The organism is Erythrobacter sp. R86502, from assembly GCF_042466465.1.
Lineage (GTDB): Bacteria > Pseudomonadota > Alphaproteobacteria > Sphingomonadales > Sphingomonadaceae > Erythrobacter.
In genome coordinates, this window is record NZ_JAXHCJ010000001.1 from 2,118,805 (window position 1) to 2,142,701 (window position 23,897).

The 23,897-nt window shown below is 62.1% G+C and carries 20 protein-coding genes and 1 tRNA gene; 9 read left to right on the plus strand and 12 right to left on the minus strand.

The window, feature by feature from the left end:
- Nucleotides 1-53: 53 nt before the first annotated feature.
- The 4 genes from SJY33_RS10150 (at nucleotide 54) to SJY33_RS10165 (ending at nucleotide 4,214) form a co-directional block, all read left to right on the plus strand.
- Complete coding sequence (locus SJY33_RS10150; protein ID WP_379923566.1) at nucleotides 54-1,163, plus strand: pyridoxal phosphate-dependent aminotransferase; 1,110 nt, start codon at nucleotides 54-56, stop codon at nucleotides 1,161-1,163.
- Nucleotides 1,160-2,062 (plus strand): prephenate/arogenate dehydrogenase family protein, encoded by a 903-nt coding sequence (locus SJY33_RS10155; protein ID WP_379922642.1) that lies wholly within the window; start codon nucleotides 1,160-1,162, stop codon nucleotides 2,060-2,062. The genes SJY33_RS10150 and SJY33_RS10155 overlap by 4 nt, the downstream gene beginning before the upstream one ends.
- Before the next feature lie 834 nt (nucleotides 2,063-2,896).
- A complete protein-coding gene (locus SJY33_RS10160; protein WP_379922643.1) occupies nucleotides 2,897-3,196 on the plus strand; it encodes a hypothetical protein in 300 nt (99 codons plus the stop codon).
- A 232-nt stretch (nucleotides 3,197-3,428) separates the two neighbouring features.
- Nucleotides 3,429-4,214, plus strand: coding sequence for an alpha/beta fold hydrolase (locus tag SJY33_RS10165; RefSeq protein WP_379923567.1), 786 nt, complete (start codon nucleotides 3,429-3,431; stop codon nucleotides 4,212-4,214).
- A 156-nt stretch (nucleotides 4,215-4,370) separates the two neighbouring features.
- On the opposite strand, the gene SJY33_RS10170 is transcribed toward SJY33_RS10165, so the two are convergent.
- Entirely contained in the window at nucleotides 4,371-4,805 is a 435-nt protein-coding gene (locus SJY33_RS10170; RefSeq protein ID WP_379922644.1) for a hypothetical protein, read from the minus strand.
- A gap of 221 nt (nucleotides 4,806-5,026) precedes the next feature.
- Here SJY33_RS10170 and SJY33_RS10175 point away from each other — a divergent pair, with 221 nt between their 5' ends.
- The 3 genes from SJY33_RS10175 to SJY33_RS10185 all read left to right on the plus strand — a co-directional run bounded on the left by SJY33_RS10175 (nucleotide 5,027) and on the right by SJY33_RS10185 (nucleotide 10,248).
- Nucleotides 5,027-5,446: a hypothetical protein gene (locus tag SJY33_RS10175; RefSeq protein ID WP_379922645.1), complete on the plus strand. Its 420-nt coding sequence runs from the start codon at nucleotides 5,027-5,029 to the stop codon at nucleotides 5,444-5,446.
- A gap of 70 nt (nucleotides 5,447-5,516) precedes the next feature.
- Nucleotides 5,517-8,957, plus strand: a complete 3,441-nt coding sequence (locus tag SJY33_RS10180) for a DUF4132 domain-containing protein (RefSeq protein WP_379922646.1) — start codon at nucleotides 5,517-5,519, stop codon at nucleotides 8,955-8,957.
- A gap of 328 nt (nucleotides 8,958-9,285) precedes the next feature.
- A complete protein-coding gene (locus SJY33_RS10185; RefSeq protein ID WP_379922647.1) occupies nucleotides 9,286-10,248 on the plus strand; it encodes a beta-1,6-N-acetylglucosaminyltransferase in 963 nt (320 codons plus the stop codon).
- A 39-nt stretch (nucleotides 10,249-10,287) separates the two neighbouring features.
- Here SJY33_RS10185 and SJY33_RS10190 read toward each other — a convergent pair whose 3' ends face one another.
- From SJY33_RS10190 to ftsE, 4 genes are read right to left on the minus strand one after another with little or no spacing between them, the layout of a single operon-like run.
- Nucleotides 10,288-10,980 carry a lysophospholipid acyltransferase family protein gene (locus tag SJY33_RS10190; RefSeq protein ID WP_379922648.1) on the minus strand — a complete coding sequence of 231 codons (693 nt, stop codon included), beginning with the start codon at nucleotides 10,978-10,980 and terminating at the stop codon, nucleotides 10,288-10,290.
- Nucleotides 10,977-11,510, minus strand: a complete 534-nt coding sequence (locus SJY33_RS10195) for a YdcF family protein (protein WP_379922649.1) — start codon at nucleotides 11,508-11,510, stop codon at nucleotides 10,977-10,979. Before SJY33_RS10195 ends, SJY33_RS10190 begins: the two co-directional genes overlap by 4 nt.
- A gap of 10 nt (nucleotides 11,511-11,520) precedes the next feature.
- The gene (locus SJY33_RS10200; protein ID WP_379922650.1) at nucleotides 11,521-12,468 is read right to left on the minus strand and encodes a cell division protein FtsX; all 948 of its coding nucleotides are present in this window, start codon (nucleotides 12,466-12,468) and stop codon (nucleotides 11,521-11,523) included.
- Nucleotides 12,465-13,205 carry a cell division ATP-binding protein FtsE gene (gene ftsE / locus SJY33_RS10205; protein ID WP_379922651.1) on the minus strand — a complete coding sequence of 247 codons (741 nt, stop codon included), beginning with the start codon at nucleotides 13,203-13,205 and terminating at the stop codon, nucleotides 12,465-12,467. Before ftsE ends, SJY33_RS10200 begins: the two co-directional genes overlap by 4 nt.
- A gap of 164 nt (nucleotides 13,206-13,369) precedes the next feature.
- Here ftsE and SJY33_RS10210 point away from each other — a divergent pair, with 164 nt between their 5' ends.
- Complete coding sequence (locus SJY33_RS10210) at nucleotides 13,370-14,389, plus strand: MJ0042-type zinc finger domain-containing protein (protein WP_379922652.1); 1,020 nt, start codon at nucleotides 13,370-13,372, stop codon at nucleotides 14,387-14,389.
- A 130-nt stretch (nucleotides 14,390-14,519) separates the two neighbouring features.
- A tRNA-Leu gene (locus SJY33_RS10215) sits at nucleotides 14,520-14,606 on the plus strand.
- A gap of 153 nt (nucleotides 14,607-14,759) precedes the next feature.
- On the opposite strand, the gene SJY33_RS10220 is transcribed toward SJY33_RS10215, so the two are convergent.
- The 7 genes from SJY33_RS10220 to SJY33_RS10250 form a co-directional block, all read right to left on the minus strand.
- On the minus strand, nucleotides 14,760-16,490 hold the full coding sequence (locus SJY33_RS10220) for a hypothetical protein (RefSeq protein WP_379922653.1): 1,731 nt from the start codon (nucleotides 16,488-16,490) through the stop codon (nucleotides 14,760-14,762).
- Nucleotides 16,491-16,493: 3 nt separating this feature from the next.
- Nucleotides 16,494-17,570: a chemotaxis response regulator protein-glutamate methylesterase gene (locus SJY33_RS10225; RefSeq protein ID WP_379922654.1), complete on the minus strand. Its 1,077-nt coding sequence runs from the start codon at nucleotides 17,568-17,570 to the stop codon at nucleotides 16,494-16,496.
- Nucleotides 17,571-17,580: 10 nt separating this feature from the next.
- The gene (locus SJY33_RS10230) at nucleotides 17,581-18,435 is read right to left on the minus strand and encodes a CheR family methyltransferase (protein ID WP_379923568.1); all 855 of its coding nucleotides are present in this window, start codon (nucleotides 18,433-18,435) and stop codon (nucleotides 17,581-17,583) included.
- Nucleotides 18,436-18,484: 49 nt separating this feature from the next.
- Nucleotides 18,485-20,443, minus strand: a complete 1,959-nt coding sequence (locus tag SJY33_RS10235) for a methyl-accepting chemotaxis protein (RefSeq protein ID WP_379922655.1) — start codon at nucleotides 20,441-20,443, stop codon at nucleotides 18,485-18,487.
- Nucleotides 20,444-20,506: 63 nt separating this feature from the next.
- A complete protein-coding gene (locus SJY33_RS10240; RefSeq protein WP_379922656.1) occupies nucleotides 20,507-20,995 on the minus strand; it encodes a chemotaxis protein CheW in 489 nt (162 codons plus the stop codon).
- Nucleotides 20,992-23,322: a methyl-accepting chemotaxis protein gene (locus SJY33_RS10245; RefSeq protein ID WP_379922657.1), complete on the minus strand. Its 2,331-nt coding sequence runs from the start codon at nucleotides 23,320-23,322 to the stop codon at nucleotides 20,992-20,994. The genes SJY33_RS10240 and SJY33_RS10245 overlap by 4 nt, the downstream gene beginning before the upstream one ends.
- Before the next feature lie 43 nt (nucleotides 23,323-23,365).
- Nucleotides 23,366-23,893, minus strand: a complete 528-nt coding sequence (locus SJY33_RS10250) for a chemotaxis protein CheW (RefSeq protein WP_379922658.1) — start codon at nucleotides 23,891-23,893, stop codon at nucleotides 23,366-23,368.
- Between the last annotated feature and the right edge of the window lie 4 nt (nucleotides 23,894-23,897).

The window sequence follows — 23,897 nt, forward strand, 5'->3', positions numbered from 1 at the left end:
TTGCCGTTTTCGCGCTGTATTCGCAGGCCCAAACTGGTTATCGCGCCAGTCCCATGTCCGAACGTCCATCCCAACCGCAACCCAAACCCTGGATCGCCGCGATCCACGCCTATGTCCCCGGCAGGTCGAAGTCGGCAAGCGGCAGGCCGCTGACCAAGCTTTCCGCGAACGAGAACCCGCTCGGCGCCAGCCCTGCAGCGCTGGCGGCGCTGGCCCAGGCGCACAACCCGGCTGATTATCCCGATCCCGAATCTCACGGCCTGCGGGAAGCGATCGCCGCGGTGCACAGCCTTGATCCGGCGCGGATCGTGTGCGGCACGGGGTCGGGCGAATTGCTGCATTGCGCGGTGCAGGCGCTGGCAGGTGTCGGGGATGAGGTAGTGGCTTCGCGCTATTCCTTCTCGCTCTACCCGCTGCTGGCACAAAAGGTCGGCGCGACCGCGGTGTTCGCACCGGATGCCGATTTCGCTGCGAGCGTCGACAATCTGCTGGCCGCGGTTACGCCGGCCACCCGGGTGGTGCTGCTGGATAACCCCAACAACCCGGTCGGCAGCTACCTTCCGCCAGATGAGGTCGCCCGGCTGCACGCTAGCCTTGCACCTGACGTGCTGCTGATCATCGACGAGGCGTATGGCGAGTATGTCGATCCTGCGCATCAGCACGCCGCCTTCGATCTGGCCGCGGCGCACGAGAACGTGCTGGTCAGCCGCACGTTCTCCAAGGCCTATGGCCTCGCTGCCGAACGGGTGGGCTGGGTGACGGGAGCGCCGCATCTGATTGATCTCATCAACCGGCTGCGCGGCGCGTTCAACGTGTCGGTCAGCGGGCAGAAGGCGGCGCTTGCGGCATTGGGCGATCAGGCGTTCGTGACCGCCAGCCGCGAACACAACTTCGCCGAACGCAAGCGGCTGGAAGATGCCATCGCCGCCCTCGGCAATCATGGCCTCAGCGCCTCGCCGAGCGAAGCCAACTTCCTGCTGGTGCACTTCGCGGGCGAAGTGACGGCAATCCAGGCGGTCGAGGCGCTGTCCGAAGCGGGGTACGCGGTGCGGCATCTGCCGTCGCAGGGCCTGCCCAATGCGTTGCGCATCACCATCGGCAAGACCGACGACATGACCCGCGTGATCGCCGCGCTTCGGGCGCTGTGCGGAGAGACGGCATGACGATAGCGCGGGTCGCGATCATCGGTCTGGGGCTGCTGGGCGGATCGATCGGCTTGGCGATTGAGGCCCGCGGGCTGGCAATTGCCACCACCGGATGGGACCGCGACCCCGATGTGCGCGCCCGCGCCGCGTCCCGCAGGCTGGTCGGCGAGGTGTGTGACACCGCCGAAGCCGCAGTGGCCGGCGCTGATCTGGTGATCCTGTGCGTGCCTGTGGGTGCGATGGACAATGCAGCGCAGGCAATTGCGCCGGGCCTGGCCCCGGATGCGATCATCAGCGATGTCGGCTCGTCCAAGGCAGCCGTCGCGACCGCGCTTGCCGCCGCGTTGCCCGGCGCCTGCATCATCCCCGCGCACCCTGTCGCGGGCACCGAACAGAGCGGGCCGGACGCAGGCTTTGCCACGCTGTTTGCCGGCCGCTGGTGCATCATCACCCCGCCCGACGGCTGCGATCCGGCCGCGCTTGAAGCCTTGAGCGACTTCTGGACCGCGCTCGGCTCCCGCGTTGAATTGATGGATGCGGCCCATCATGATCTGGTGCTGGCCGTCACCAGCCACATCCCCCACCTTATCGCCTACACTATCGTCGGCACGGCGAGCGACCTTGAGGACGTGACTCAAAGCGAAGTCATCAAGTATTCCGCCGGGGGTTTCCGCGATTTCACCCGCATCGCCGCGTCCGACCCGGTGATGTGGCGCGACGTGTTCCTGACCAACAAGGGCGCGGTGCTGGAGATGCTGGGGCGCTTTACCGAAGACCTCACCGCGATGCAGCGCGCGATCCGTTCCGCCGATGGCGACGCGCTGTTCGATCTCTTCACCCGCACCCGCGCGATCCGACGCGCCGTGGTTGAGCAAGGGCAGGATGATGAACGGCCCGATTTCGGGCGCGAACACTGACGCAGCCCTGCGCCGCACGGCCCTGCGCCCCAAAGCCCTGCACGGCGTGTAGGAGACACATGAGACACTGTCCAAAGACCAAAAACCGGACCCCGCGCAAAAGCCGGCAGAACACTCGCACACATTGAAAAGCCACGTACGGCCGCAGCCTGATTACGACGCTACCGGCTTGACCCCAAGTAGGAAAGCACGGCCGTTCTTGCGCCATATGATGAACGAAAACCGGGTTTCGGGACGCGGCGCCGAAGCGGACATTTCGCTTCCGCGTCGCCCCGTGCTTGATACAGGGCTTGGCTACTTCAGAGACGCGCTAGCTTCGAACCGTTGCTCCCAAAGGTGATCGTACTCTGTGTTATCCGCCTCGATCGGTGCAAACTTCCATTCCCGGCGCCATTTCTTGACCAGTTACGCGCGGGCGATGGCACCTTCTATAGTGGCGCGATGCTCGACATAGACAAGCCGCCGCTTGCGGAAATCGCGCACATGCTGCGAGCCTTGGCCCTAGCGGTGCTGGTTAACGCGCCGGGCGGCGTTGGCCGTCACGCCGACATACATACCGCCCCGATAATGGTTCGCCATAATGAATGGGTAGGCGTCCCGCTCCATACTGCGAGTATCGCGGAAATGACGTAGAAAGAAAAGCCAAGCCCCGTGTCAGGCACGGGGTGACGATGAAGGTGTTATGGCAAGGAAACCACCCATCATCAGCCATCAGCAAGGCTGATCTTCGATCCCGAACACGCCATGTCGGCTTTGCCGCCCATCAAAATAATTCCTGCCGTTCTGGAAACGACCCCATTGCGGTAATTAAAGAAAATACATTATGTCAGCATCATGCAGCTTCAACTCGTCATGATTGCATCGTTCGTTGTGGCGTTTTTATTGACCTACTTCGTCAGTAGGAAGTTGATCCGCGCCACCGCTCGAATAGGAGCCTTGTTTGCCTGTCTTATCGCTCCAGTAATCATCTACACTGCTTGGTTTGCACTAATGCCAGATGATGGCGAAGGTTTCTGGGCATGGTGGATGACCGGACTGGTGATGCTTTCGCCAGGTTTGGCAGCATGGATAGTTGGCTCACTCAGCGGAGGTTTTTTGGCCGCAAAGGCGAGTTCAATTTCACCGTGGCAATAACAGAAGTCGGCGAAGATCACGTCCGGATTCCACCCAGGTGCAGTCATCAGCGAGGTCGGGACTTGATCCCGAAAGCCGCACGGCGGCTTTTGGCGGAAGCAGGTATTCATCCCAATGACCGTGAACGACTGGGCCTGGGCCGGGAGCGGACCTTTCGCTCTAGCCCTCATTTTCGGCAATATATACATCCACGGGCCCATAAGTCGGTTTGAGACGTTATCATTAAATGACCATGCATCACACGCGCACGGGGCGCGGAAAACCCCTCCTCCTTGTCCACGGACTGGGGGCGACCTGCGGCTCGTGGGACACGATCTCGCCGGCGCTTTCTCAAGTGAGGGAGGTAATCGCAGTGGACCTGCCCGGCCACGGGCAGACACCCGAAGAGGCCGACAGCGGTACGTTCGAAGGGCTGGCGCGCAGTTTGGACGACTGGCTCGGCGCGGAGAATCTCACAGGTATTGACATGGTTGGCAGCTCGTTGGGTGCACGCCTGGTGCTCGAGATGGCGCGGCGCGGCCAAGCGGGCGCGGTTGTCGCACTGGATCCGGGCGGCTTCTGGCAGGGGTGGGAGCGCACCTTCTTCAAAGCTACAATAACGCCATCGGTTGCTCTGGTTCGCGCGCTGCGACCGGCGCTTTCTGCCATCACCGGAAATGTCGCGGGCCGGACCGCGCTCATGGCCCAGCTCTCTGCAAGGCCGTGGGCGCTCGATCCAGCATTCGTCGCGCGTGAACTGAAGTCATTGGCTAATACGCGCACCGTCAATTCGCTCGTAAAGGATCTCGCCAACGGCGAAATGCAGGAGGGCCCTGCAAACACGGCCTCGCCCGTTGTCATTGGCTGGGGTCGTAAGGATCGGCTGTGTCTACCGCAGCAGGCGGATCGCGCGATCAAAGCCTTCCCTGAAGCGACGATCCACTGGTTCGAGCGTAGCGGACACTTCCCGATGTGGGATCAGCCAGAAGAGACCGTTCGCGTGATCCTGGATGCAACGAGCATTTCGGAATCGAAATGATGCTACAACTGGCCGGTTAGCAAATTGAGCGCTTATGCAGATGTTAGTCCCATTGTAAGGTCCATTGTCGGTCCGATGGCTGACTGTCTGGTTCTGGCTTCGGCAGCGCACAAAGCCGACATTCTGAAAACGACCCCAATACGGAAATGGGCCAACTCAAAAGAAGCGACCGTCCTGCAGGTAGATCGCGTCCACGACTGAAAACACCTGCTCGGCTAAAGGCGTGTTTATAACATCGCGTCGTTTCAAGGCTGTCGCAGCCAAGTCTACATTGCTGAACCTGTCGTCCGCATCAACGACCATGAGGGAGGGAGTGCCGTCTTCCAGTTGGCGATGCACTAATGCGACGCCAACCCGGTCGTGTGCGTCCGTGCTATCGCCCCATTTACCAACAATAAGGTCGAGATTGGCTCCCGGTTCGCTGAGATGTCCGGCTGTCCAGTGCATCCAGTATGCGGCCACGCTTGGGCCGCCTTGATGATGAACCATACCCCAGACGCGGCGGCTTTCATTTCCACAACAATCACAATGGCCGCTGCTTTCGCCAAGCGTTTCAACTTCGAACGCAGGGGGGTCGGCTTGGTTGGTCATGCCATTGGACATATACTCGCCAACGGCAGCAATCCACCCACTTGCGGCCATAAGCGTGGCAGACCCGCAACCCCGAAAGCAGAATGGCGGCCGTTTCTGGGCCATTGATACTGTGCTTTGGCAAGTCGAGCTCGCGGCGCATCCATCCCGCCCGGCTTCATCCATAATTCCTCAATAGATTTCAGCTATGCCTGCACGCAATTCGATAGGGGGCGGGGCCAATGCTGTTGATCGATGAAATTGCTGGTCAGGATGCGCGGCCGGTGGGACATGCGCCGGCTGGCAAACTGACCATGACGGTGCGCGAGTTGCTGCATGCGCGCGTCGCGCTGGAATGGAATGACCGGACCCAGCCGGCCGAGGATTTGCGTGCGGGTGGTCACACATCAGCAGATTCGCACGAGGCGCGGCTCAATCGCGGGACTGAAGGCGGCGTGCGCGGCTTCTTTGTCGGCGGAGGCTGCGCGGTTCCCGAAAACCGCCTTGAACGCATGTGCGCCGCGGCCGAACAGGCTTTCCTCGACCAGCATATCTTCGTCCTGCTCGACGACCGGCAAGCCGAAAGTCTTAATCAGGTGATCGAGGTCGAACGCACGGGCGCGGCGACCTTCCTGCTCCTCACCCCGCTTCAGGGAGGCTGATATCAACTTTTTCGGCAAGACCTTTGGCAAGCGGGAGCCCACGGCTTCGGCCCCGCGTGAATTCGTGGACATGCTGGGCCGCTTTGCCCGCACGGTAGAGGACACCGTACAGACCGCAACGGCGCGAGCGCCGACGATCCCGCTCGCCACGGCAGCGCGGCAATTGCTCGATTACCTGCGCACCCGCCGGGAACCGGGCCTGTTCCGTTATGATGAATATCCCACCGTGCTGGATATGCTGATCGGCACCCGCCACCCGGCCGAGGTGCTGGCCGAACTGCACACCGGCCTTGTCACTTTTCGCCCGAGCGAATTTGACCAGCATGCAAGCCACGCCCATCTTTTCCGGCCGGTGATGTCGCATATGGTTTCCCGGCTCAGCGGTGAGAATCGCGGATGGGTGCTGAGCAAGGATACCTACAGCCACGTCATGGCGGTTCATCGCTGGTTTGCGCGCAGCAAGCCGATCGACAGCTTCGGCTGCCTCGATTTCCTGACCGCCATCGTCGAGCGCGCTCTGGCGACGGGCGATGCGACCTTGCGCGAAGACGTGCGGGCACTGATCCAGGCCGTCGTTTCGGCCGAGCCCTGCCAGACGGCGCGGATCGTGGCCGCCGCGAAAGGCTGGCGCGAAGCGGCGGGCTTTGCGCGTGCCGATATCCCGTTCCTGCGGCAGGCTGACGCGGAAGGGGAAGTGATCCAGATACAGCGCCTGCAATTGTTCGCAGCAGCCGGCGCGCCGCTGGGCGATGTGCTGCGCCAGATCTTCGACGGCGAGGTCAAGATCGGTGACAAGCTCAAGGGTCAGACCCCGGAATTCGACGCGCTGCTAGGCGGAAGCAAGGAATTGCGCGGCGCGGCGCTGACCGTCCTGCTTGATCGCATCCTCAAGGGCGAAACCTATGACGATCACGCCCGCTTTGTGCAGCGCGGCGAGCACTGGGCGCAGGAGTTCAACCCCAACGGCCGGGTCCAGCCGCCGCTTGACTACCTCGCCTTCGAACTGGCCAAGCGCGGGCATGTGCTTGCCGATCCGGACCGGACTCACGCGCAGCTGATCACGCTGTTGCAGGTCGATAAGCCCGGATACCGGCGCGAGACGAGCCGCCTGATCCTCAAGGAATTGCTCGCCACCGTTCGCGCTCAGCCGCGAGGCGCAACGGTCACGGCGTTGGTCGAACTCGGCAAGAAATATCAATACAGTGAATGGCGCGGAGATATTGAAAAGGCCGTGCGCGAGGCGCGGGAGGCGACGCCGGACGGAAAGCCCGCCGCATTGCCACCTCGCGACCTGCCGGTGTTCCTGATCGGATCGCACCGCGATGAAGAGGCCTTCGCACGGTACTGCGCCGACCTGTTCGATCCCAGGCTTTATACCGAACCGCATGACAGTTTCATCCGCTCGGTCGCCCGCTTCGGCCAACTGGTGGCCGAAGCGCGGGCGGCAGGCGAGCCGAACGCCAAGATCGGCCCACGCGTCTTTGCCGCGATGCAGGAAGCGGGTCTGCCGGTGCGGATCGCTTACAACAATCCGCCGACCGACTTTATCCGCTGGGCCAATGACTACTTCGAGGCGGCGCTGCGCGCTCATGAGCAGCGCGAAGCTCTCAGGCCGTTTATCGCCGCCCATCCCCTGCTGGGGCGCGAGCTTGCTGCGCTTTCGGATGAGATCCAGCGCAAGACGGCCCCCACCGCAAAGTGGCTTGCCGCAGCGCGGGCCTTCCTGGCCAAGGTACCGCAACCGGTATGGGTCGACGTTCTGCGCGGGGTTACCGCAGCGAACGCGCCGGGCTGGAGCCGCCACGGGGACAGCACCGAACCCTATCTGCGCACGCTGATCTATTTCGCCGCCTTCCTGCCTGCGGACGAAGTCGGCCCGCTGCTGGTGCACTATGCGCTCAAGAAATGTTACGTGACCGAGCCGGGCATCGGCATCCGCAGCGAAAAGCTCGGCAACGCCTGCGTCTGGGCGCTGGCGGCGCTGCCGGATGGGGCGGGGGTGCCTTATCTGGCGCGCATTCTGGCGCGGACGAAGTATCCCAAGATCCGCAAAAAGATCGACGCGCAGCTCAACGCCGCTGCGACGGCTGCGGGCGTTTCGCGCGCGGATCTCGATGAAGTGACCGTGCCGACGCATGATCTCGATACCGAAGGCCGCCGGGTGGTGGCGTTTGAAAACGGCACCGCGACGCTCATCGCTGAAGGCAGCAACGCCCGCATCGAATGGGCCAATGCCGATGGCAAGCCGGTCAAGGCCGCCACCACCGCGATGAAGGCCGAAAAGGCGTTGATGAAGGAGCTTCGGGCCGACTTGAAGGAGCTTCAGGCGGACCTGTCAATCCAGCCGCAGCGCCTGCAACGGCTTTACCTGCAGAACCGCAGCTGGCCCGCCGCCATCTGGCGTGAGCGCTATCTCGATCAGCCGGTGATGCGCGGATTCGCCCGGCGGCTGGTGTGGCAGATCGCGCGCGAGGGATGCGCCCCGGTCACAGGTCTGCCCGATCCGGCAGGCGACGGCATCGTCAATATTGCGGGCGCACCCGTGCCGCTGGACGGCGCAACCATTCGCCTGTGGCACCCGATGATGAGCGCGGTCGAGGAGGTCGAGGCGTGGCGCCTGCGGCTAGAAGAATTGCGCATCACGCAGCCTTTTGCGCAGGCTTGGCGCGAGGTTTACGCCCTCACCGATGCAGAACGCGCTACCGCTACCTATTCGAACCGCTGGGCGGCGCATATCCTCAAACAGCAGCAGGCGATGAACCTTGCCCGGGTCAACGGCTGGACCGTCACCGGCCGGGTGTGGTTCGACGTTGCCAATGATGAACCTTGGCACCTTTACTTGCCCGATCATGATCTGGTTGCCGAATACTGGATCGAAGGCGCAGGCGGGGACGATCCCGAAACCACCGACAGCGGCGCCTATGCCTATGTGAACACCGACCGCGTGACCTTCTTCCGGGCGACACCCGGCGCATCCGACAGCGCACGCGGGCCGAGCACGGGCGACCCGCAGCCGCTGGCGGGCATTCCGCCGGTGGTGTTTTCCGAAGTGATGCGCGCCTGCGATCTGTTCACTGCGGTCGCCTCGATCGCCGCCGATCCGACCTGGCTCGATCGCGGGCAGGAAGCGCAGCATCCGAGCCAGTGGGGACAGACGACCGACGCCTATTGGCGCAACGTCAACACCGGCGATCTGGTCGAATCCGGCAAGCGCCGCCACGCCATGCTCGCGCGGATCGTCCCGCGGCTGGCAATTGCCGACAAGCTGTCGCTCAGCGACAAGGCGCTGGTGGTCAAAGGCACCCGCCACACCTACGAAATCCACCTCGGCTCCGGCGCGGCATCACGAAATGGCCGGCACATCTGCATCGTTCCGAAGAACACCGCGATGGCCGACAAGGTGTGGCTCCCGTTCGAGGGTGACCGCACGCTGTCGATCATCATCTCCAAGGCAGTGCTGCTGGCGGCGGACGACAAAATCACCGACTCGGTCATCCTTGCCCAGATCTGAAACTTCGTATGCGGCACGTTTTAATATCTGATAGCGGTGCCGATTTACCTATTTAGTAATTTCAAATATTGCTTTGACAAACCGAAGCCATTCTTTTGAATATCGAACGATATATGCTCTCTCTTATATTTTGGACTGCATATTGAAAATTGCCCGTTCGTCCTGATCTTAGACAGACTATTCGATGCTGTTGAACACGACATGTGTTTTCGGCCGTCTTCTGGCAATCGAAAACCCATTCGGTTGGCCTGCGGGAGATGACAGGACAGACGCCGCGTTCCTCCCGCTGACAGCGAGGCAGGGGCGGCTTCACAAAAGGCCCGCGATCATGCCAGCAAGATATCCGGCGCGCGTCGCCAGACCCGCAGCGTCCAGACCATCAACCGCCTATTTTCTGCTGGTGCATCGCTTCCCCGAACAGTTCAAGCGCCTGTTCCGGGCGATCTATGAACCGGGCAATCAATATGTCGTCCATATCGACAAGAGTTCGGGCCCTGCGATTGCCAGCGATCTGGCCGCGTTTCTGGCGCCCTATCAGGGGGCGGAAGTGCTGCCGGCTCAGGATGCGTTGTGGGGTGGGTACAGCCTTGTCGAAGCCGAACTGCGCGGGATGACGCGTCTGTTGGCGATGAACAGTCGGTGGACCCACTACATCAATTTGTCAGGGCAGGATTTCCCGCTGAAAAGTCAGGGGTTTATCCGCCAGTTCTTCCTCGCCAATCCCGGCCGGCAATTCATCCGTGCGCTGAACCAGCGCAAGGAGCGGCCCGACACCATGGACCGCATCAGCCACGTTTTCAGCGAAGGCGGCGGGGTGATGACCGCCACGGGGATCGCGCGGCGCTTTTTGCCCGATGCCACCCCTTACATTGGAACCCAGTGGAAAGCGGTGACCCGCAGCTTCTGCGAATATGTCTGTCACGATCCGCGGGCCGATCGGTTCAAGACCTTTTACCGCGACAGCTTCATTGCGGACGAGGCCTTTTTCCAGACGGTCATCATGAACAGCGGCGATCAGGGCATGGTGATGAACGATGATCTGCGGATGATCGACTGGGTGCCCGATGGCGATATCAAACTGCGCCCGCGTGATTACAACAGCAACGATCTTGAACGCCTGCGCCGTAGCCCCGATCTGTTCGCGCGCAAGTTCAATGAACAGGATGATCCTGCGATCCTGACCCTGCTGGAGACGCACCTGCGCTCGCCCGAAGCCAACATCTACTGCCCGCCTGCGCTGCTGCCGGTCGCCGCGCTACCGGTGCGCGCGGCAGAAACCTTCGCGGCCTAGCCCCAAGGCACCAAAGCCGCGACGCACGCCGGATGGCATTCAACCGTTGAGTGCATTGATTGCGGTGTGAACCCGCGCCTCGACCTCCTGACGGGGCAATCCGGCCGGGATTGTCTCACCGACCTTGTAAGTGATCCGGCGAGGACGTTTTGCCAGCCGGTGATAGGCCCAACCGCTGTCCACCGCGATCGGCACCACCGGCAGGCGCAGCAGCTTGTACAGCCCGGCAAACCCCGCCTGTAACGGCGCCTTGTGCCCGTGCGCGACCCGGGTGCCTTCGGGGAAGATCACCAGCGGCCGCCCTTCGGCCACGCGCTGCTTGGCCAGCGCCAGCATCTGCCGCAGCGTCTTCGCGCCTTCTCCACGCGCCACAGGGATCAGGCCGTACACCAACGCCGAATAGCCCCAGCCGGGAATGGCGAACAATTCCTGCTTGGCGAACACCGCCGGGTGCGCGAACAGGCGCGGGGTATCGATCGCTTCGAAGAAGCTTTCATGCTTCATGGCAATCAACACCGGGCCTTCGGGCAGGACGCCGTCCAGCACGACTTCGATGCCCAGCAGGTTGCGCACGCACCATAAATGCCACTGGCCCCATGTACCCACCACCGCGCGCAGCCACGCCTTGCGCGCCACAACCGCGACTACGGATGCCATCACCAGCACGGCGCTGACACTGTAGAATACCGCGTAAAAGATGAGCGAGCGCAGTGCAGACCAAAGCCCGTTCAAAGGTCGGCCAGTCCCGCCGCGCGGCTTGCGATCAGCTTGTGATATTCCAGAAACAGCGTACCCAGATCGGGCTGCGATGGCACCGCATCGCGGATCACGGTGACAGATGCCGGCAGCGTACGGTCAAGTTCGCCCGCGGCGCGGCGCATGTGCCAGTCGGTTGTCACCAGACGCAGCGATCTCACTTCGTTCTGCGCGACCCACTTGGCGGTTTCGGCCGCGTTGGAACGCGTATCGACCGCCGCAAAGCCCAGCGTGACACAGCAGGCCATCGCGCCCGGCGAAACGCCGAATTCGGCAGCGAATTCACCGGGGCGCACTTCGGGATCGACTCCGCTCACCAGCATCTTGCCGGCAAGGTTCCGGTCCAGCACATCCAGCCCGCGCGCGATCCGGCCCGGCCCGCCTGTGGGCACGATCACCGCATCGGTCTGTTCGCTGTCGTCAGCCGGCTGCGGCAAGGCGCCCACAAACCACAGGAAGCCGATGGCCCAGACCAGAAATACCAAGGATACAAAACGTCGGATCATGTTTGCAGGTCTAAAGCATGTCGCGCAAGGCAAGCGCAATGGTGATCCGCGCGGTGACCATCGCCAACAGCACACCGGCCAGCGGAATGGCTGCAATTACAAGCCAATCGGCCAACACAAATCCGCCCGCACTGATCATCCCGCTATCAAGCGCAGCGAACTGCTGGCCCAGCAACCATACCGCCCCCACCCCCAGCGCGGTGCCGGCCGCCGCGCCGAACACCGCCTCGCGCAGGACATCGCGCAGGAACACCGCGGACATCTGCCGTTCGCTCGCGCCCAGAAGGTGCATAATTTCGACCGTATCGCGCGCACCGGCAAAGGCGTTGCGCGCCGCCAGCCAGACCGCTGCCGCCGTTGCCAGTGCGACCAGCCCGATCAAGCCCAACGCAAGATATTGCAGCGCGGACAGCGCGTCATAGACAGGGCGCAGCCAATCGCCCTGCGCATCGACACGGGCACCCGGCACTTGGGCAGATAGCGCCGTTTCGATCCGGGCGATGTCGGCCGCGCTGGCATCTCCGGCAAGCTCGACATCGATCAGCGCGGGCATCGGCACATCGGCGCTGGTGACGCCTGCACCCAGCCACGGTTCAAGCAAGGCTGCCAGTTCGGCTTCGGGAACCAGTCGCACGGACTGGACGCCTTCGATCCGGGTCAGCACCCTGACCGCAGCCTTGCCGCGCGCGCCGCGCAGGTCGGGGTTGGGTTCGATCACCTGCACGCTGATCGCGCTGGACAGATCGGTGCGCGCCTGTCCGGCCAGATTGCGCAGGGCAAGCCCGCCTGCCGCCGCGACCACGACCAGCGCGATCAGAATGGCAATCACCCACGGGATCGGCCCTGTCAGCCGCGCCGGCGGCAACAGCCGCGCGGCTGCGCGTCCGCGCGGGCGCGGCGCCGCTGGCAGCGGGGCATCGGTTTCTTTGAGCGCGGGAAGCGGCGGCAATGTGCTCATGCCGTGTCGTTGCCTTGCGATGTCACCGCGCGCGGCGGGTAACGCAGCGCGCCGGTGGGATCGGACAATTCGCCCTTGTGCAGCCGCATGATGAGCGAATCCGGCACCTTTTTCAAAAGGTGGACATCGTGTGTGGCCACCACCACGGTGGTGCCAACACGGTTGTTGAGCGATTCGAACAAGCGCAGCAGTTTTAGCGCCATATCAGGATCGACGTTCCCGGTCGGTTCATCGGCGATCAGCATCTTGGGCCGGACAATCACCGCACGGGCAATTGCAACGCGCTGCTGTTCGCCGCCCGAAAGCTTGGGCGGCACCGCATGGGCGCGGTGCGACAGCCCCACCCATTCGAGCATGTCGGTAACAGCCTTCACCACCTTCTTTTCTTCGGTGCCTGCCAGACGCAGCGGCAGCGCGACATTATCGAAAGCGGTAAGGTAGGGCACCAGACGGAAGTTCTGGAACACCACGCCCAGGCGGCGCCGAAGATCGGGCAAGCGTTCGCGCGGCATGGTGACAAGATCCTCACCAAACATCGTGATCGCCCCGCGTGACGGGCGTTGAGCGAGATAAAGCAGTTTGAGCAGGCTGGTCTTGCCCGCCCCGCTTGCGCCGGTCAGAAAATAGAAACTGCCGGGGTACAGCGTGAAGCTGAGATTGCTCAACACTTCGGGATCGGTGCCGTAGCGCAGCCCGACATTGTCGAATTTCACGTGTCCGGCAAGACGATCACTCATGCCGCGCACCTATCAGCGCGGCTGGCAAGGGGGAAGCGCGAGATGGAAAAACGCGCCAAGAATGGCAGTTTTACGCCCCGCAATGTGGAAAACAGAGGGTAAATACGGGCCGGATGGGCTGCGGCTCTTGTGCAAGGGTGCGCGAAGGCTATGCAATTTGCGCCATGATCATTGCTTGCCCAGCCTGCGGCACCCGTTACGCCGTTCCCGATGCCGCTATCGGCAGCGAAGGACGGACCGTTCGTTGCGCCAAGTGCAAGCATAGCTGGTTCCAGGAACCGCTGGATGCCAACGCATCCGAAAACCCGCCGTCGCCGCCGCTCGCGTCAACGCCCCCGCCGCCGCCGCCGCCTCCTCCGGCGCCTGTGGCAGAACCAACGAGGCCAGTCGCAGCGCCGCCCGCTCCGCCCCGGCAGCCGCCAGCAGCGCGTTCGGACGATACGACCACACGCCAGACCCCGCCGCAGCCGGTGCGTGCCGACGATGCGGGCAACACCGGGCCATCGGTCAGCCACTGGCGCTCGCCCGAGCCGGACGGGGTGCCCGATTACGCACAGGAAGCGCCGCTGGCATCGCGCGCGCTGCGCCGCGGCCGCGGCAGCAGAAACGAAGCGCAGCCTGCCGTGCCGCCGGTGTCACCCGAATCGCGGGCCTTTGCCGATGACATGCCCGACGTGCCCACCGATTCCGATCGCGGCAGCGAGCATGAAGACGGCGATGGCTCGCAATTCGATTACCGTGCGCCGTTCACCCGGCGGCGCAATACTTTGCGGATGTGGACGCTGGCAGCCGCGCTGTTTGCCGCCTTGGCGACGGCAACGATTCTGGCGGTAAATTATTATGGCCTGCCCGAATGGGTTCCGATCAGCCGCCCCACCTTCGGCGTCAGCCGCCCTGGCCTCGATCTTGATTTCCCCGCAGCCGAACAGACCAAGAAGATGCTGGAAACCGGTGAAGAGATTTTTCTGGTCCGCGGCACGATCACCAACAATGCAGCCGAAAGCCTGGATGTGCCCAATTTGCGGGTGGTCTTCAGTGATCGCCGCGACCGTAACATCGGCAACTGGGCGGTGACCCCGGTGAAAGACCGGCTGGCTCCGGGCGAGACGGTCACGGTCACGCAAGCAATCAACAATATCCCGCCCGGCGCAGCCAAGGCAGCGATTGGCTGGGCGCCCAATTGACCGCCTGATTGCGGGCGTGAATGACCCGCAAACGCATGGCATCGTCAAAGAGCTTGCGCGCCCTCAAACCCCTTGCTAGGGGCGCGCTCCTACCGAGGGGCTGACGTTTGTTGCCCCTGCAAACCCGAGTGCGGTCGTGGCGGAATTGGTAGACGCGCAACGTTGAGGTCGTTGTGGGCGAAAGCCCGTGGAAGTTCGAGTCTTCTCGACCGCACCAATAATTGTCTGACATCAGACAGCAATAGACGGGTTTGGCAAATGCGCTTTCAGTAAGCTGCGCCGACAAACCGATTTCCGTTCAGAACCAGACCATATTTCGCGGCAGTCCGGCGCGTGTGTTGATGCGGACCGGCAGACGTGTCCGCGCAAGCTAGAACAATCCGTCGTCGAAATCATCTTCACCTTCATCACAAGCCCCGCCCACCACGGTCTTGATCGTATCGTAGCCAAGATCTTCGACGATCCTGTTATGAAGATCACGCTCCGAATTCATGGTGTATACTGCAAACAGCGAAGAATAGATTCCCAACAAGGCGGGAACCAGATCGGCTTCTGCGGGCGCCAATGCCAGCTCACATGGCTCAAGGATCGACGTCGTATTTATGACATCGCTCGTATCGCCAAGCAGCGGTTCCAGATCTGCGATGGCCCGGTCCAACGCCGACTGAACATTGCCCGCATTTGCATCAACATAGCCCAGCGATGAGGTTGTTTGGCGATCACATTCGCCGATGACATCCACGAAGACCGAAAGTTGGCCCAGCGATGTGGCGCCTTCGGCGCCCTGTCCGCTCATTTGTGACGAGCTTTGGACCAGGGCCGTTTCTGCCTTGGACAAAGCGGATACGATCAGATCGAGACGGTCGGAATAGCTTCTGATTTCATTGGCTACGACCGCGATGGGTTTGCCGGTTTCGCCGACGTTCCGGCATCTCAGGCCGATATTGATGGCCATGTTGCGAACATCCAGTCGCAATTCGGTTATGGTTGCCATCTGTGCGGCAACATCATCGACCGTCGCCTGTATCTGTTCGCGCGTGGCGGCGCCCTGACGATCGGCCTGGCTCAATCGGGTGATCATGCCATTCGCTTCGGCGATCCCGCAGTTCAGCAATTCGAGAAAGCCGCGCCCCTCGTCGTCGTGGCCGGGACGTTGCAAGGCAGTCAGGCGGGCAGACGTTTCCTTGAGCCGATTCAGCGAAGTGACAAGCGCTTCTGCATCTTCGGCAAACTCGGCAATGGCGGCGCGCGTCAGCGCTGCCAGAAGTGGCACAAGGTGCTTTTGCAGGTCATCGCCATGCGCCATGCCCTCATCGCTGCCTGTCGCGGCATTTTCGACGAGTTGGCAGCCGAACATCACGTGCTCCAGCCGCTGCCGGACGCGGTCCCCGATCTGAATGGCACCGATCGCCAGCCCCAGCTCAGTGCGCGTCGCTTTTGCGACTTCGTTGGTGTCCTGCGCAAGCCTGACCAGCCCGGCCTGATGCTGTTTCAGTGCCTGCGCATCGCGCATCAGCCGGTCGGGAACCTGCGGCACAACCTTGGCACATTCTTCGACAAGCATTTGATCGTTGCGGATCATTTCGGAAAGGCAGCTTTCCAACCGTTCAAGCGTCCGGTCGAGGCTCTGCACGTCGCCGCTTGCTGCGTAGAGTTTGCCGCGCATACGGTCGGCAAAATCCATGAACTCCGCAGCGCCGCACGCATTGATCTTCACGTTCATGCCGTAAAAATCGAGAACCTGAATGCAACGCAGGATATCACCGGCGCAGGATCGCAAACTGCTGCTGCTGGTGCGGATGTCGGTGACGGCGCGGGCGCGGACGCCGGCCTGCGCAGGCACCGTCTGCAGATTTTCGGCGGCGTCCATCAGATTGCTGACTGCGGTCGCCGCTTCGCCGGTGTCGAAAACACTCGCGACCTCCTGCAGTGCATTCACGATATGATCGATCGTAGTCACCGCATCACAAAGTGTCAGACTTGCGGAATTGAAACGGGCTGTGATCACATCGACGATCTCGCCGAGTTCAGAACGCAGTCTTGCCGGCACGGGCGAGCCGTCCTGCCGCTCAAGCGCCTTGTCAGGTTTGATCGCCAGCATCTCTCAACGCGCCGTGGCGTGGAGGATTTCGCGGGCGATGGAACCAAGGGGAATGACCTTGTCGGCCGCCCCGCGCGCGATCGCCTCCTTGGGCATCCCGAACACAATCGAGGTTGCCTCGTCCTGCGCAAAAGTTCGCGCACCGCCCTCGCGCATCTCGAAAAGCCCGCGTGCGCCATCGTCGCCCATGCCAGTCATGATGACGCCGACTGCGTTTGACCCGGCGCATCGCGCGGCTGAGCGGAACAGCACGTCGACCGACGGACGGTGGCGCGAGACCAGCGGCCCATCACGCACCGAGACGAGATAGCGCGCACCCTGCCGTTCGAGCATGGTGTGCTTTCCACCCGGCGCGATAAGGACATGCCCGCGCATCACGGTATCCCCGTCTTCGGCTTCCTTCACGCTCACCTCACAAAGCGAATCGAGCCGGGCTGCGAAGGCCCGGGTGAATCGTTCGGGCATGTGCTGAACCACCACGATACCGGGAGAGTTCGCTGGCAAGGCTTCAAGCACCTCGCGCAAGGCTTCGGTTCCGCCGGTCGAGGCACCGATGCAGACGACCATTTCGGTCGTGCGGCTCATGGCCCTGCCGCTGGGCGGCGGAAGGACGGCATCGGCCGTAAGCCTGGCCTGCGGTTCCATACGCGGCGGGGCGGGTTTGCGTGCCTGAACCCGCGCACGTGCGGCGCCCTTGACCACCTGCCGGATCGCGGCGCGTGCTTCGTTGAGATGATCTGCAACGCCCATCCGTGGCTTGAGAATGATATCGACAGCCCCTGCTTCGAGCGCCTGCAGCAATGTTTCGGAACCTTCCTCGGTCAGCGACGAGCACATCACGACCGGGATCGGGCACTGGCTCATCAATTTGCGCAGAAAGGTAATTCCGTCCATTCGCGGCATCTCGACATCGAGCGTGATGACATCGGGCACTTGCGACTGAATAATGCGCGCAGCGGCAAAAGGATCGGCAGCTGTGCCGATCACTTCGATTTCGCCGTCCTCTTCCAGAATGGCTTTCATCGTCTGTCGCACGCTTGCGCTGTCGTCGACGATGAGCACCCGGACCTTCTTGTTCACCGACTACCCCCTACGTCTTCCGGAACACAGTGCCGGCCACTTGGCTGAGACAGTGGGCAAAACCAGTGATGGATTCCGAATGTCCAAGAAACAGGAAGCCTCCCGGGCTCAGTTGCTCACAGAGCCGGTTCACGACCGCCTCCTGCGTAGTCTTGTCGAAATATATCAGAACGTTGCGGCAGAAGATGATGTCCATAGGACCACCCAGGGGGTAGCTTGCGTCCATCAGGTTGAGCCGACCGAAAGCAACCTTGCGCCGAAGTTCAGGCGCGATCCGCACCTGCGCCCGGTCAGGATTCTTCGCCTGAAGCACGTAACGCCGGCGAAGATGATCCGGAACCGGGTCCACCAATTCGCGCGGGTAGATGCCCTTGATGGCCGTCGCCAGGACCTCGGTGTCGAGGTCTGTGGCGATCACCTGATAATCCGTCCCACGGTTCTGGCCGGCAAACTCGTCAAGCAGCATGGCAAGGGTATAGGGTTCCGCCCCGGTAGAGCAGGCCGCGCTCCAGCAACGGATCATGCGCTGGCGGTTTTCGGCAAATTGCGGCAGCACCGTTTCCAGCAAAACGTCAAAATGCAGCGGCTCGCGGAAGAAATCCGTCTTGTTGGTGGTCACCGCGTTTATCAGCTGTTCGATCTCATCCGGACCCACACCAGGGCTGAGAACGAAATCGCAATACTCCCCGACGGTCGCAAACCCTTCACTGCGCGCGCGGCGGCGCAACCGCCCTTCAAGCATGGTCTGCTTGCTGGCCTTGAGATTGATGCCCGCCTCGGCATAAATCAGCGCCGCCAGTGCCTTGAATTGCCTGGCGCCGATCCGGTCGGTGTCGAGCGCGGCATCGAAAGCGGTATGGTTCATATCGGTCATGGCGCAACCATTTTGCAAGAGTGCACGAGTGCAGGAACAGTCATGCCGCGCGGCCGAAGTGGCCATCTTCGCAATCCCCGCTGCCGGCGGTCAGGTCGAGCGCGAAGCCGGCCGCGCGCTGTTGCTGGTGGGTGACAGAGTTGGGCTCTGGCGGGGTCTGCGCGGATCGCGATACAGACCGGGCTGGCGATGGCGTGCGTGAAGCCGCCGACGATGCCGACTTGCGGGCCTTTGCTGCACTGCGCGCAGGGATGGAAGGCGCGGTGCGCATGTCGGTATTATCGAGCTTGAAGAAGGCCATCGACTCTTGAAGCTCATCGGCCCTCGCGGCCAGTGCTTCCGACGTTGACGAGATTTGATCCGATGCACTCGCATTCTGCTGCGTCACCTTGTCGAGCTGCTGGATCGCCTCGTTAATCTGCGAGGCTCCGATATCCTGTTCGCGGCAAGCGGCGCTGATTTCCGTTACCAGTTCGGCTGTGCGGCGGATGTCGGGCACCAGCTTGCCGAGCATTTCTCCGGCCTCAGTCGCGGCCTTGACCGTATCGGTAGAGACAGACGCGATTTCGGCAGCGGCGCTTTGGCTGCGTTCGGCAAGCTTGCGCACTTCGGAGGCGACCACGGCAAAGCCCTTGCCATGCTCGCCAGCGCGCGCAGCTTCGACCGCCGCGTTCAGAGCCAGAAGATCGGTCTGCCGTGCGATTTCCTGGACAATGCTGATCTTCTCGGCAATCGTGCGCATGGCGCCTACGGCCTTGTCCACGGCAACACCCGACAATTCGGCATCCTTCGACGACTGGCGGGCGATCTTCTCCGTCTGCGCTGCGTTGTCGGCATTCTGTTTGATGTTGGCTGCCATCTGCTCCATCGAGGCAGACGCCTCTTCCGCCGATGCTGCCTGTTCGGTGGCGCCTTCGGACAGCTGCTGGCTGCTCGCCGCCATCTGGGTGCTGCCCTCGGCCACTTCGGTCGCTGCCTGGCTGACGTTGCCCGCAAAGGCCCGCAATGTGTCCACCAGCGTGTTGATCGCGTCGCGCATGCTCTTGTGATCGCCCCGGCATTCGATCTCGACACGTTCGGCAAGATCGCCGGCGCCGAGCTTGGCGAGGATGCGGTTGCCTTCCTCGATCGGCAGGATCGTAGCATCAAGCATGCCGTTGATGCCGCTTACAAGGGCGGCAAAATCACCCACGAACCGATGCTGATCGCCGCGTTCGCTTAAGCGGCCTTCGGTGGCTGCGATAATCAGGCCCTGAATTTCCGACGTGATGGCGCGAAGATTGTGACGCAGTGTTTCGATCGTTTCGTTGATGAAAGCCTTCTTGCCGGGGAACTGTTCAAGCGGCGCGTCGAAGTTTCCTTCACCGAACTCCCTGACGCAGGCCATCGCCTTTTTCTTCACCGCGATGTGGCCGGCAACCATCCCATTGATGCCGCGCGCCATGACGGCAAAATCGCCATGAAAGGCCGTGTCATCGACCACCACGTCGATATCGCCGCGGTCGTGTTCGGCGGACATGTAATTCATCTGGGCGATGAGGCCCGTCAGATTGTCGCGCAGCGTATCGATGATTTCGTTGAGGAAAACCTTCTTGCCCGGAAACCTTTCAAGCGTCGCTGTAAAATTGCCTTCACTGAATTCCTTGACGCAGGCCATCGCCTTCTTCTTCGTCGTGATGTGTGCACCCACCAGATCATTGATCTGCGTAGCCATATCCGCGAAGTGACCGGGCAGCGTTTCGGGTTTGATCACTACATCAATATCGCCGCGGTCATGCTCTGCGCTCATGTGCGCGATGGCGTTCCCGAGGTCGAACGATGGCTGGAATGCCTTGTCGAGCAGGCGATTGACGGCATCTGTCACCGCGCGGGTCGCAGCATTGCCGGTCTGGCTGTTGAGGCGATCGGCGCAATTGCCGCTGGCCATCGCCGCTTCCACCCGGGCAATTTCATCGAGCACCACGGTTGTCGAAACAGCGGCGAAGGGATTCAGGGTCATCAGGTCCTCCAATTTCGTTGTGCGAGGCTGCGATGATCAATCTTGCTCGCCCTGCGGGTTGTTTCAGGCGTTGATCAGGTGCGATCCGTCATCAGCCATCGCCGCGTCATCCGTGGTGAAAATGCGCGCTGCATCGATGATGACGGCAAAACCGTTATCGCGTCTGATGACGCCGGTGATGTATTGGGATTTCCAACGCACCCCGATGTCCGGTGCAGCTTCGATCTGCGCCGCGTCATAGGAACTGACGCTGATTACGCGATCGATCACGACACCCAGCGTCAGTCTGCGATCGGTCAGGGGAATGTCGAGGATCAAGATGCGCGTGGCGAGCGTCGGCGCAATCGGCGCAAGCCCCAGCCGCCGCCGAAGGTCCAGCGTCGGGACACCTTGGCCGCGCACGTCGGTCAGCCCTGCGAAATGGTCAGGGCCGTTGGGCACATGCGCAGGCGGCGCATAGTCGAGAATTTCGCGCACCAGTTTGACAGGCACCGCGAAGACTTCGCTGCCGAGCCCGAACTCGACGACCTGAAGGTCGGCCGCCCCGTTCATGCGGCACGTCCGAATTCAGCGTCGTCAGGATCGGTCCCACCATCGGTCAGGTTGAGCGCGAACCCGGCAACTCGTTCTTGCTGCTCACCGACCGAATTACGTTTGGGCGCGGCGGCGGCGGGCCGGCGGGCAGCAGTTGCTTTCTGCGGCGCAGGGTTCGTCTTGCGCGGTGCACGGCTGCTCGACCGGTTGCCGATGTTGCGGTCTGCGCGGGCCTGGTCGATCGTGAAGAACGCAATTGCCTGCTGCAACTCGTCGGCCTGGGAAGCCAGTTCTTCGGAGGTTGATGAGATCTGATCCGAAGCGCTGGCATTCTGCTGCGTCACCTTGTCGAGCTGCTGGATCGCTTCGTTGATCTGCGAGGCCCCGATATCCTGTTCGCGGCACGCAGCGCTGATTTCGGTCACCAGCTCGGCGGTACGGCGAATGTCGGGGACCAGCTTGCCGAGCATCTCGCCAGCGTCGGTCGCAACCTTTACCGTGTTCGAGGACACGGCGCTGATTTCAGCGGCGGCAGTTTGGCTGCGTTCGGCAAGTTTGCGCACTTCGGAAGCCACGACGGCAAAGCCCTTGCCATGCTCACCGGCACGCGCCGCTTCGACGGCGGCGTTGAGCGCAAGAAGATCGGTCTGGCGGGCAATTTCCTGAACAATACCGATCTTGTCGGCAATCGTGCGCATGGCGTTGACGGCTTCTTCCACGGCCTGCCCCGAAAGCTCGGCATCCTTGGAGGACTGGCGCGCAATCTTTTCGGTCTGCGCAGCATTGTCGGCCGTCTGTTTGATGTTGGCCGCCATCTGCTCCATCGATGCCGATGCCTCTTCAGCCGATGCCGCCTGTTCGGTCGCGCCCTGTGCGACCTGTTCGGAACTGGCAGCAAGCTGCCTGCTGCCGGTGGACACGTTTTCCGCCGCGACAGAAGTGCTGCCGACCACTGTGCGAAGGCGTTCGACCATGCTGGCAAGCGCGGTGCCGAGTTGGTCCTCGTCCGAAAGGGCGGTGTGGCGCACTGTCAGGTCGCCCTCGGCAATGCGATCCGCCACGCGGGCGGTGTTGCGCAGGCTGTCCACCAGCCCGTTGATGGCATCGCGCATGCGTTGATGATCGCCGCGGCAAGCAATTTCTACGCGTTCGCTGAGATTGCCGTTGCTGACGAGCCGGATCACGCGGTTGCCTTCGTCAATCGGTGTGATCGTGGCATCGAGCATCCCGTTGATACCGGCGACCAGCGTCGCAAAATCGCCAACAAAGCGCGTCGCATCACCGCGTTCGCCAAGCTCGCCCGCGGTCGCTGCATCGATCAATCGGTTGATCTCTGCCGTGATCGCACGAAGGTTGGCGCGCAGCGTTTCGATGTTGTCGTTGATGAAGGCCTTCTTGCCGGGAAACTGTTCCAGAGGGGCGTTGAAATCGCCTTCGCCGAACGCCTTGACGCACGCCATGGCCTTCTTTTTCACCGAGATGTGACCCGCAACCATCTGGTTGATACCGCGCGCCATGACGGCGAAATCGCCCTGAAAGCGCGTATCGTCCACCATGACATCAATGTCGCCGCGATCATGTTCGGCCGACATCGCGTTCAATTCGCCGATCAGTCCGGTCAGGTTGCTGCGAAGCGTCTCGATCGTGTCGTTGAGGAAGGCTTTCTTGCCGGGGAACTGCTCAAGCGGGGCCGAAAAATTGCCGTGGCTGAATTCCGCCACACAGGCCATCGCCTTCTTCTTCGTGGCAATATGCGCGCCCACCATCGCGTTGATCCCGCGCGCCATGATGCCGAATTCACCCGGAAATTTGCCATCATCCACCATCACGTCGATATCACCGCGGTCATGTTCGGCCGACATGTGGTTCATTTGTGCGATCAGGCCCGAAAGGCTGCTGCGCAAGGTTTCGACCGTCTCGTTAAGGAAAGCCTTCTTGCCGGGGAACTGTTCAAGAGGAGCCGCAAAATTGCCGCGGCTGAATTCCGCGACGCAGGCCATCGCTTTCTTCTTCGTCGTGATATGCGCTGTCACAAGATCGTTGATGCCGTGGGCCATCTCCTTGTACCGGCCACACAATCCGTCCGCCGCTATCACCACGTCGATGTCGCCGCGGTCATGTTCCGCCGTCATGGCTTCGATCTGCCCGGCAAGGTCTTCTACAGGCCGCGCCATCGTTTCCAGAAGCCGGTTGAACGCGTCGATTACCGCGCGGGTTGGTGCGTTGCTGCTGCCTGCATCCAGTCGCAGCGAAAGGTCGCCGCTTGCGGCCAGTGCAGCTTCAACACGGGCGATTTCGGCAATAATCCGGTCCTGTGAAACCGGCGCAAAGATGTTGAACGACATGGGTTCTATCCTTTGACGATGGACGGGGACAAACCGGCCGGCATCATGCGGCGCCTGCCATGGATCGGAAGATTTGCTGAAGATCGGGGAGCACGATTACGCTGTCGGGCTGACGCACGAGTTCCCGCACGAATTCGCGTTTCCAGCGCATACCCAGAACCGGCGGTTCGCTGCTGTCACGCTGGTTGAGCGTCGCGACTTCGTGGACCTTGTCGGCCCGGATGCCGATCTGGATCAGCTCACCGTCCAACTCGGTTTCGATCACGACAAACCGGTGGTCCGTGGCCGGGTTCACCGGCACGGCGGCGTTGGAATTGCCATCCAAAACGTCAGGCCCTTGCGGGGCCGCGCCGAAAATAACCCGCAGGTCTGCGATCGGGATGATCTTGCCGCGAAAGTTCACCACGCTCGACACAATCTCGGGTGCGCCCGGCACACGGGTTTCAGGAAGCAGGTCGAGGATTTCGCGGATGTTCACGGCCTCGATAGCCAGCCGTTCCTCGCCGATATCGAAGGTGAGGACTTCGAGCTGACCGGTTTCGTCCCACTGGGTTGTGCGGTGTGTCTGCATGGCG

Bases quoted from the DNA above. Each gene is read 5' to 3' on its own strand.
- SJY33_RS10150 (WP_379923566.1), top strand. From the start codon at position 54: ATGTCCGAACGTCCATCCCAACCGCAACCCAAACCCTGGATCGCCGCG.
- SJY33_RS10155 (WP_379922642.1), top strand. From the start codon at position 1,160: ATGACGATAGCGCGGGTCGCGATCATCGGTCTGGGGCTGCTGGGCGGA.
- SJY33_RS10160 (WP_379922643.1), top strand. From the start codon at position 2,897: ATGCAGCTTCAACTCGTCATGATTGCATCGTTCGTTGTGGCGTTTTTA.
- SJY33_RS10165 (WP_379923567.1), top strand. From the start codon at position 3,429: ATGCATCACACGCGCACGGGGCGCGGAAAACCCCTCCTCCTTGTCCAC.
- SJY33_RS10170 (WP_379922644.1), bottom strand. From the start codon at position 4,805: ATGACCAACCAAGCCGACCCCCCTGCGTTCGAAGTTGAAACGCTTGGC.
- SJY33_RS10175 (WP_379922645.1), top strand. From the start codon at position 5,027: ATGCTGTTGATCGATGAAATTGCTGGTCAGGATGCGCGGCCGGTGGGA.
- SJY33_RS10180 (WP_379922646.1), top strand. From the start codon at position 5,517: ATGCTGGGCCGCTTTGCCCGCACGGTAGAGGACACCGTACAGACCGCA.
- SJY33_RS10185 (WP_379922647.1), top strand. From the start codon at position 9,286: ATGCCAGCAAGATATCCGGCGCGCGTCGCCAGACCCGCAGCGTCCAGA.
- SJY33_RS10195 (WP_379922649.1), bottom strand. From the start codon at position 11,510: ATGATCCGACGTTTTGTATCCTTGGTATTTCTGGTCTGGGCCATCGGC.
- SJY33_RS10200 (WP_379922650.1), bottom strand. From the start codon at position 12,468: ATGAGCACATTGCCGCCGCTTCCCGCGCTCAAAGAAACCGATGCCCCG.
- ftsE (WP_379922651.1), bottom strand. From the start codon at position 13,205: ATGAGTGATCGTCTTGCCGGACACGTGAAATTCGACAATGTCGGGCTG.
- SJY33_RS10210 (WP_379922652.1), top strand. From the start codon at position 13,370: ATGATCATTGCTTGCCCAGCCTGCGGCACCCGTTACGCCGTTCCCGAT.
- SJY33_RS10220 (WP_379922653.1), bottom strand. From the start codon at position 16,490: ATGCTGGCGATCAAACCTGACAAGGCGCTTGAGCGGCAGGACGGCTCG.
- SJY33_RS10230 (WP_379923568.1), bottom strand. From the start codon at position 18,435: ATGAACCATACCGCTTTCGATGCCGCGCTCGACACCGACCGGATCGGC.
- SJY33_RS10235 (WP_379922655.1), bottom strand. From the start codon at position 20,443: ATGACCCTGAATCCCTTCGCCGCTGTTTCGACAACCGTGGTGCTCGAT.
- SJY33_RS10240 (WP_379922656.1), bottom strand. From the start codon at position 20,995: ATGAACGGGGCGGCCGACCTTCAGGTCGTCGAGTTCGGGCTCGGCAGC.
- SJY33_RS10245 (WP_379922657.1), bottom strand. From the start codon at position 23,322: ATGTCGTTCAACATCTTTGCGCCGGTTTCACAGGACCGGATTATTGCC.
- SJY33_RS10250 (WP_379922658.1), bottom strand. From the start codon at position 23,893: ATGCAGACACACCGCACAACCCAGTGGGACGAAACCGGTCAGCTCGAA.